The organism is Pseudonocardia sp., assembly GCF_050246655.1.
GTDB lineage: Bacteria > Actinomycetota > Actinomycetes > Mycobacteriales > Pseudonocardiaceae > Pseudonocardia.
In genome coordinates this window covers 19,167-27,449 of the sequence record NZ_JBFWVQ010000032.1, presented here as the reverse complement: position 1 = coordinate 27,449, position 8,283 = coordinate 19,167, and the positions used below count along the sequence as shown (strand labels likewise).

Here is an 8,283-nt window from a genome sequence, read left to right as displayed (position 1 = left end):
CGAGCTGCAGATCGGCACGAACCACCACGGCCACGCGGCGCTGACGTGGCTGCTCATGCCGGCACTGCGGGGAGCGCAGGCGGACCGCCCGACGACACTGCGGGGAGCGCAGGCGGACCGCCCGACGACACCGCGGGGAGCGCAGGCGGACCGCCCGACGACACCGCGGGGAGCGCAGGCGGACCGCCCGACGACACCGCGGGGAGCGCAGGCGGACCGCCCGACGACACCGCGGGGAGCGCAGGCGGCCCGGGTCGTCACGGTGTCGAGCCTCGCCCACCGCGGCGGCGGCCTCGACCTCGACGACCTGCACTTCCGTCGCCGCCGGTACGTCGCCGCGCAGGCCTACAGCCAGTCCAAGCTCGCGAACCTGCTCTTCGCCGCGGAGCTGGACCGGCGGCTGCGCGCCCACGGCGACGACGTCCTCAGCGTGGCGGCCCACCCCGGTGTGGCGGACACGGAGCTGCTCGCGAACTCGCTGCGCCGCCGCAACCCGCTGCTGATGATGCTCAGCGTGCCGATCACGAGCCTGTTCACCCAGGACGTCCGCCGCGGGATGCTGCCCCAGCTCTACGCCGCGACCGCACCGGGCGTCCGGGGCGGGGAGTACTACGGCCCGGGCGGACCTGCGGAGATGTTCGGCCGTCCCGCCCCGGCGGTGCGCAGCGACGCGGCCCGCGACGAGATGCTGGCGCGGCGGCTGTGGGAGATCACAGCCGCCGACACCGGCGTCCAACCGGACCCGGCGTAACCTGACGGGGTGACGACAGCGCCGACGGCACGCGACGCACTCGCCCCGAACGGGCGCAAGCTGCTGCGCTTGGAGGTGCGCAACAGCGAGACCCCGATCGAACGCAAGCCGCCCTGGATCCGTACGCGCGTGCGCACCGGGCCGCAGTACACCGAGCTCAAGTCGCTGGTCCGTTCCGGCGGCCTGCACACGGTGTGTGAGGAGGCGGGCTGCCCGAACATCTACGAGTGCTGGGAGGACCGCGAGGCGACGTTCCTCATCGGCGGCGAGCAGTGCACGCGCCGGTGCGACTTCTGCCAGATCGACACGGGCAAGCCCGCCGAGCTGGACCGGGACGAGCCGCGGCGGGTCGCCGAGTCGGTGGCGACGATGGGGCTGCGCTACTCCACGGTCACCGGCGTGGCCCGCGACGACCTGCCGGACGGCGGGGCGTGGCTCTACGCCGAGACGGTCCGCCAGATCCATTCGCTCAACCCGGGTACGGGCGTGGAGCTGCTGATCCCGGACTTCAACTCGGCGGACGACCAGCTCGACGAGGTCTTCGGTTCCGCACCCGAGGTGCTCGCCCACAACCTCGAGACCGTGCCACGGCTGTTCCGCCGCATCCGGCCGGCGTTCTCCTACGAGCGCTCGCTGGAGGTGCTCGGCAAGGCCCGCTCCGCCGGGCTGATCACCAAGTCCAACCTGATCCTGGGCATGGGCGAGCAGGCCGAGGAGGTCGGCGGGGCGCTGCGCGACCTGCACGACGCGGGCTGCGACATCGTCACCATCACCCAGTACCTGCGGCCCACCCCGCGCCACCTGCCGGTGGCGCGCTGGGTGAAGCCCGAGGAGTTCGTCGAGCACGCGGCCGCCGCCGAGGCCATGGGCTTCGCCGGGGTGATGGCCGGGCCGCTGGTGCGCTCGTCGTACCGGGCGGGGCGGCTCTACGCGCAGGCCATGCGCCACCGCGGTGAGGAGCTGCCGGACGCCCTGGCGCACCTCGACGACGAGGGTGCCGCCGCGCAGGAGGCACGGACCCTGCTGGCCCGGTAGCGCCCGCAGGCCGGACCCGTATCCTTCGGACATGGCCGTCAAGCCCAAGCCCGACAAGGAAGCCAGGAAGGCCGCCAGGCTCGCCAAGCGTGAGGCCTCCCGGGCGCGTCGCAAGCAGATCTTCGAGGCGTTCAAGATGCAGCGCCGCGAGGACAAGGCGCTCATCCCGATCATGGTCGGGGTGTTCCTGCTGTCGGTGCTCGTGGTGAGCGGCATCGGCTGGTTCTTCGGCCTGCACTGGATCGTGCTGCCCGTCGGGATCGCGCTGGGCATGCTCGCGGCCGTGAGCATCTTCGGGCGGCGGGTGCAGAAGTCCGTGTACGCCAAGGCGGACGGGCAGCCGGGCGCCGCCGGGTGGGCGCTCGACACCATGCGCGGCCGGTGGCGGGTCACCCAGGGCGTTGCCGGCACCACCCATCTCGACGCCGTGCACCGCGTCATCGGCCGCCCCGGTGTCATCCTCGTCGCCGAGGGCGCCCCGCACCGCGTCAAGGGCCTGCTCGCGCAGGAGAAGAAGCGCATGGCGCGGACGATCGGGCAGGTGCCGATCTACGACGTCGTCGTCGGCCACGACGAGGGCCAGGTGCCGCTCAAGAAGCTGCAGCGCCACCTCATGAAGCTGCCCAACAACATCTCCACCAAGCAGATGGACTCCCTGGAGGCGCGCCTGGCCGCGCTCGGCTCGCGGTCCGCGGCGCTGCCGAAGGGCCCGCTACCGCCCGGGGCGAAGATGCGCAGCCTGCAGCGCACCGTCAAGCGCCGGTGAACGCACGCCGCGCCCACCCTCGACGTCCGGGTAGCGGCCCGCCGCCGGGGCTCTCGCCCACGTGATCCGAGGGCCTCCGGCCCCGAACAAGCACGAACGCGAGGCCCCGTCAAGTTCGCCCGCCGGGCGGCCCCGCCGTCCGTTAACGTCTGTGAAACGCGAGAGTGATGGGCGGGCAACATGCCCACCATAGCGTCGCGCCGAATCAGCAGACGTTCGAAGGAGCCCAAGAGCGTGTTCAGCAACTCGGAAGAGGTTCTCAAGTACATCTCGGACGAGGGGGTCGAGTACGTCGACATCCGTTTCTGCGACCTCCCCGGCGTGATGCAGCACCTCACCGTCCCGGCCTCCACCGCGGGTGACCTGCTGGAGAACGGCGCCGCCTTCGACGGCTCCTCGGTCCGCGGCTTCCAGGCGATCAACGAGTCGGACATGGCCCTGCTGCCCGACGCGTACACCGCCCGGCTCGACCCGTTCCGCAAGCACAAGACGCTCAACATCAACTTCTTCGTGCACGACCCGATCACGGGTGAGCCCTACAGCCGCGACCCGCGCAACGTCGCCCGCAAGGCCGAGCAGTACCTCTCCGCGTCCGGCATCGCCGACACGGCCTACATGGCGCCCGAGGCCGAGTTCTACGTGTTCGACTCGATCCGCTTCGGCTCCGACCCGCACCAGTCGTTCCACTACATCGACTCGGCCGAGGGCTGGTGGAACACCGGTCGCGAGGAGGCCGGCGGCAACCTGGGCTACAAGGTCAACTACAAGGGTGGCTACTTCCCGGTGCCCCCGGTCGACCACTACGCCGACCTGCGCGCCGACATCGTCAGCAACATGATCGCCAGCGGCTTCACCGTCGAGCGCGAGCACCACGAGGTCGGCACCGCCGGCCAGGCCGAGATCAACTACAAGTTCGACACGCTGCTGCACGCGGCCGACGACATCATGCTGTTCAAGTACCTCGTGAAGAACACCGCGTGGGCGAACGGCAAGACCGCCACCTTCATGCCGAAGCCGCTGTTCGGCGACAACGGCTCGGGCATGCACGTGCACCAGTCGCTGTGGAAGGACGGCTCGCCGCTGTTCCACGACGAGGCGGGCTACGGCGGCCTGTCCGACACCGCCCGCTACTACATCGGTGGCCTGCTGCACCACGCGCCGAGCCTGCTGGCCTTCACCAACCCGACGGTGAACTCCTACCACCGCCTGGTGCCGGGCTTCGAGGCCCCGGTGAACCTGGTCTACTCGGCCCGCAACCGCTCGGCCTGCATCCGCATCCCGCTCTCGGGCGACAACCCGAAGGCCAAGCGCATCGAGTTCCGCTGCCCCGACTCGTCCGGCAACCCCTACCTCGCCTTCACCGCGATGCTGATGGCCGGCCTGGACGGGATCAAGAACAAGATCGAGCCGCCGGCCCCGATCGACAAGGACCTCTACGAGCTCCCGCCGGAGGAGGCCAAGGACATCGCGCAGGTGCCCGCCAGCCTCGGCGCGGTCATCGACAAGCTGGAGGAGGACCACGACTACCTGCTCGAGGGTGGCGTCTTCACCCCCGACCTGATCGAGACGTGGATCTCCTACAAGCGCGAGAACGAGATCGACCCGCTGCGGCTGCGTCCGCACCCCTACGAGTTCGCGCTGTACTACGACGTGTGATCTCGGGATCGCTCTGACCTGCGAGAAACGTCAGACGATCACCTTCTGGTCCGCAGAGAGCCGCACGAGCGACCAGGCCCGCCGCGACGGTGGTCCTGGTCGCTGCGTCGTTGTCGGGCCACAGTCGGGCGGCCTCCCCCGACGGCGACCCGGAGCGGCGGCGGGCCTGCGATAGGGTCGGGCCAGGATGACCACTCGCATGCTGGACGGCTGAGCCGACGTGCGGATCCTGATCTCCGCGGTGGGCTCGCGGGGCGATGTCGTGCCCTACACGAGCGTCGGAGCGGAGCTGCGCAAGGCCGGACACACGGTCACGATCGCGGCGCATCCCGACTACGCCCCGCTGGTGACCGAAGCCGGGCTGCAGGTGCACCCGATGCCTGGCGATCTCGGAGTTCTGCTGGACCTTCCCGAGAGGTCGACACCCGCCTATCAGGCGGGTCGGGTGTCGCGGTTGACGCTTCTGCTGCGGCAGGCGGCCCACGCCACACTCGACGCAGCGGCGAACGCGGACGTGCTGCTCATGAACGGATCCGCCCCGTTCGGCTACGACATCGCCGAGGCACTGGGGATCCCGAGCGCTGGGCTCTACTGCCAACCCATGACGCCGACCAGCTCGTTCCCGCCGATCGTGCTGCACTCCGCGCGCTCATGGGGGCCGCGCGGGAACCGCATCCTGGGCGAGATCGGACTGCGCAGCATGATCCCGTTCCACCGAGCCACCGCAGAGCTTCGCCGCGAGCTGGGCCTCCCCCGTCGATCCGTCCGCGCGACCGCTGCTCGCCAGGCCGCTCAGGAGTGGCCGATCCTGCACGGCTACAGCCCTGCCGTGCTTCCTCGTCCGGCTGACTGGCGTCCGGGCCTCGACGTCGTCGGGTACTGGTGGCCCAAGGCTGTGGCGTGGGAGCCCCCGGCCGAGCTCGCGAGCTTCCTCGCCGCCGGACCCCCACCTGTCCTCGTCGGTTTCGGCAGCATGGCAGGCGGTCACGGAGCTCGACTGATGCCGGTCGTCGTCGCGGCGCTGCGATCGGCCGGTGTGCGCGGCATCGTCCAGGCCGGCCGCGCTGGGCTGGGGTCGACCGATCCGGCAGGCCACGGAGTCGACTACGGGTCGGACATCCTCGCCGTGGGAGCTGTGCCGCACGAGTGGTTGTTCCCCCGGTTGGCGGCGATCGTGCACCACGCGGGATCCGGCACGACCGGTGCGACCCTTCGAGCAGGAGTGCCGTCCGTACCGACGCCGGTGTTCGCCGACCAACCCTTGTGGTCTCGCCGATTGGTCGAGCTGGGCTGCGCCCCGGAAGTGATCCCTTTCCGCACGATCAGCTCATCGCGGTGGGCGGCCGCGATTCGAACGGCAGTGGGCGACCCGAGCTATCGCCGCGCCGCACAGCGAATGGCCCAACGGCTGGAGGCCGAGGACGGGGTGTCGGCGGTGGTCGAGATGGTCGGCCGATTCGAGGCCGATCGGATCGGCGAGCCACGGTAGTCGGGTTCGTGATCGGCGCTCTGCTCAGCAGCAGCGGCCGTTCGGGTGCCGCTCCTGGTGGTCCGTGCGGGAGCGCCAGTAGTCCCGTTCCGTCAGCGGCGGGCCCGGGTGGCCCGACCGCGCGTGGTAGGCGAGGTAGCGGTCGTAGACGTCGGCCCCGAGCACGCCGCGCGCCCACCACCGCAGCGTCCGCAGCTGCCGCACGAGGCCGTCCATCAGTGGTAGGCCCGCTCCCGCGTCTCCGGTGCGGCCTCGATCCACAGCTGCTCCAGCTCCTTCTCGGAGGGTGCCACCACGAGGCCGGACGGCGCGTAGATCCTCGACGGCACCGCCTCGCTCTCCGCGCTGGGCAGCCCGCCTGTCCGCAGCGACCTCACGGTGGCGATGAGCGCGGTGACGATCACGATCAGCGCGAGCACGACGAACACGATCGACAACGTCCCCTGGATGAACGTGTTGCGCACGACCGCCTCCATCCCCTCAACGGTGCGCGCCGCGCCGAAGCTCGTCTCACCCTCGGCGAGCGCGTTGCGGTACGCGGCGTGCTGAGCCCAGTAGCCGATCGACGGCACCGGCGAGAAGATCTTGTACATCGACGCCGTGACGGTGACGACGGTGGCGAACGCCAGCGGCACGAGCACCACCCAGAGCCCGCCGATGCGACCCCGTCGGGCGATGATCGCCAGACACACGGCGAGTGCGATGGCGGCGAGGAGCTGGTTCGCGATGCCGAAGAGCGGGAAGAGCGTGTTGATCCCGCCGAGCGGGTCCGTCACGCCCATGACCAGGATGGCGCCCCAGCCGCCGACCATGATCGCCGTGCAGGTCCAGGCGCCGACCTTCCACGAAGTGTCCTTGAACCGCGGGACGAGGTTGCCGATGAAGTCCTGGAGCATGAACCGGGCGACGCGGGTGCCCGCGTCCACGGCCGTGAGGATGAACAGCGCCTCGAACATGATCGCGAAGTGGTACCAGAACGCCATCATCGCGGCGCCGCCGATGAACTGCTGCATGATGTGCGCGAGCCCGACGGCCAGCGTGGGCGCGCCGCCGGTGCGCGAGACGATCGACTGCTCGCCGACGTCGTTCGCGGTCTGGGCGAGCTGCTCCGGGGTGAGGTTCACGCCGGCGAGCCCGAGGGAGTTGACGAACGCCGCGGCGCCCTCGATCGTGCCGCCGGTGGCGGCCGCCGAGGAGTTCATCGCGAAGTACAGGCCGCGGTCGATCGCCAGCGCGGCGACCAGCGCCATGATCGCGACGAAGGACTCCATGAGCATCCCGCCGTAGCCGATGAGCCGCGTCTGGCGCTCCTTCTCCACCATCTTCGGCGTGGTGCCCGACGAGATCAGCGCGTGGAACCCGGACAGCGCGCCGCACGCGATCGTCACGAACAGGAACGGGAACAGCGGGCCGGGCACGACGGGGCCGCCCGCCGGATTCGTGGCGAACTCGCTGACGGCGGGGGCGACGATCTCCGGCTGCACCACGATGATCGCGACGGCGAGCAGGACGATCGTGCCGATCTTCATGAACGTCGACAGGTAGTCCCGCGGGGCGAGCAGCAGCCACACGGGGAGCACCGCGGCGATGAAGCCGTAGATGATGATGCCCCAGGCGATGGTGACGCGGTCCAGCGTGAACAGGGCGACGCCCCACTCGGTCTCGGCGACCATGCCGCCGCCGATGATCGCGGCCATGAGCAGGACGAACCCGATGAGCGAGACCTCCGCGACCTGGCCCGGCCGCAGGAACCGCAGGTAGACACCCATGAACAGGGCGATCGGGATGGTCATCGCGACCGAGAACACACCCCACGGGCTCTCGCCGAGGGCGTTGACGACGACCAGGGCGAGGATCGCCACGATAATGATCATGATGGCGAGCGTGGCGAGCAGGGCGGCGAGCCCGCCGACCCGCCCGAGCTCGTCGCGCGCCATCTGGCCGAGCGAGCGGCCGCCGCGGCGCATGGAGAAGAACAGCACCAGGTAGTCCTGGACCGCCCCGGCCAGCACCACACCGACGATGATCCAGATCGTGCCCGGCAGGTAGCCCATCTGCGCCGCGAGCACCGGCCCGACCAGCGGCCCTGCCCCGGCGATCGCGGCGAAGTGGTGCCCGTAGAGCACCCGCCGGTCCGTCGGCATGTAGTCCTGGCCGTTCTCCAGGTACTCCGCGGGCGTCGCGCGCCGGTCGTCGGGTCGGGTGATCGTGCGCTCGATGTAGGTCGAGTAGAAGCGGTAGGCGATGAAGTATGTGCAGACCGCGGCGAAGACGAACCAGATCGCGTTGATCGTCTCGCCGCGGACCAGCGCGATCATCACCCAGGCGAGGCCGCCGAGCAGCGCGATGCCCACCCAGAGGGCGACCTTCTGCGGCGTCCACCTGTTGCGGTCGGCGTCGAGCGCTTCGGCGTCGAGGCCGGCAGGGGGAAGGCCCGGGTCGCCGTGTGCGTGCTCAGGGTCGGTGGGCGGTGCGGACATCACGTCTCCTCGGGATCTCCGTGCCAGAGGTCTCCACGGGAGAGTGACCTCCGGCAGCGGATCTAAACCCGAGCCGGGTCGCTGGCGCGCGCGCCGGGTGGTCGCC

At 70.5% G+C, this 8,283-nt stretch carries 6 protein-coding genes and 1 pseudogene; 5 read left to right on the top strand and 2 right to left on the bottom strand.

Going from position 1 to position 8,283, the window contains the following annotated elements; translation table 11 throughout:
* The 5 genes and pseudogenes from AB7J25_RS13025 to AB7J25_RS13005 all read left to right on the top strand — a co-directional run.
* Window positions 1-751 (top strand): annotated as a pseudogene (locus AB7J25_RS13025) (hypothetical protein); the annotation flags it as partial.
* A 9-nt stretch (window positions 752-760) separates the two neighbouring features.
* A complete protein-coding gene (gene lipA, locus AB7J25_RS13020; protein ID WP_428508578.1) occupies window positions 761-1,786 on the top strand; it encodes a lipoyl synthase in 1,026 nt (341 codons plus the stop codon).
* 31 nt (window positions 1,787-1,817) lie between these two features.
* Window positions 1,818-2,552 (top strand): DUF4191 domain-containing protein, encoded by a 735-nt coding sequence (locus AB7J25_RS13015; RefSeq protein ID WP_428508576.1) that lies wholly within the window; start codon window positions 1,818-1,820, stop codon window positions 2,550-2,552.
* Window positions 2,553-2,786: 234 nt separating this feature from the next.
* Window positions 2,787-4,208, top strand: coding sequence for a type I glutamate--ammonia ligase (gene glnA / locus AB7J25_RS13010; protein ID WP_428508574.1), 1,422 nt, complete (start codon window positions 2,787-2,789; stop codon window positions 4,206-4,208).
* 220 nt (window positions 4,209-4,428) lie between these two features.
* Window positions 4,429-5,697 carry a glycosyltransferase gene (locus AB7J25_RS13005; protein WP_428508572.1) on the top strand — a complete coding sequence of 423 codons (1,269 nt, stop codon included), beginning with the start codon at window positions 4,429-4,431 and terminating at the stop codon, window positions 5,695-5,697.
* A gap of 24 nt (window positions 5,698-5,721) precedes the next feature.
* On the opposite strand, the gene AB7J25_RS13000 is transcribed toward AB7J25_RS13005, so the two are convergent.
* Window positions 5,722-5,913 carry a YbdD/YjiX family protein gene (locus AB7J25_RS13000; RefSeq protein ID WP_428508570.1) on the bottom strand — a complete coding sequence of 64 codons (192 nt, stop codon included), beginning with the start codon at window positions 5,911-5,913 and terminating at the stop codon, window positions 5,722-5,724.
* The gene (locus AB7J25_RS12995; protein WP_428508568.1) at window positions 5,913-8,177 is read right to left on the bottom strand and encodes a carbon starvation CstA family protein; all 2,265 of its coding nucleotides are present in this window, start codon (window positions 8,175-8,177) and stop codon (window positions 5,913-5,915) included. Before AB7J25_RS12995 ends, AB7J25_RS13000 begins: the two co-directional genes overlap by 1 nt.
* Window positions 8,178-8,283: the final 106 nt, after the last annotated feature.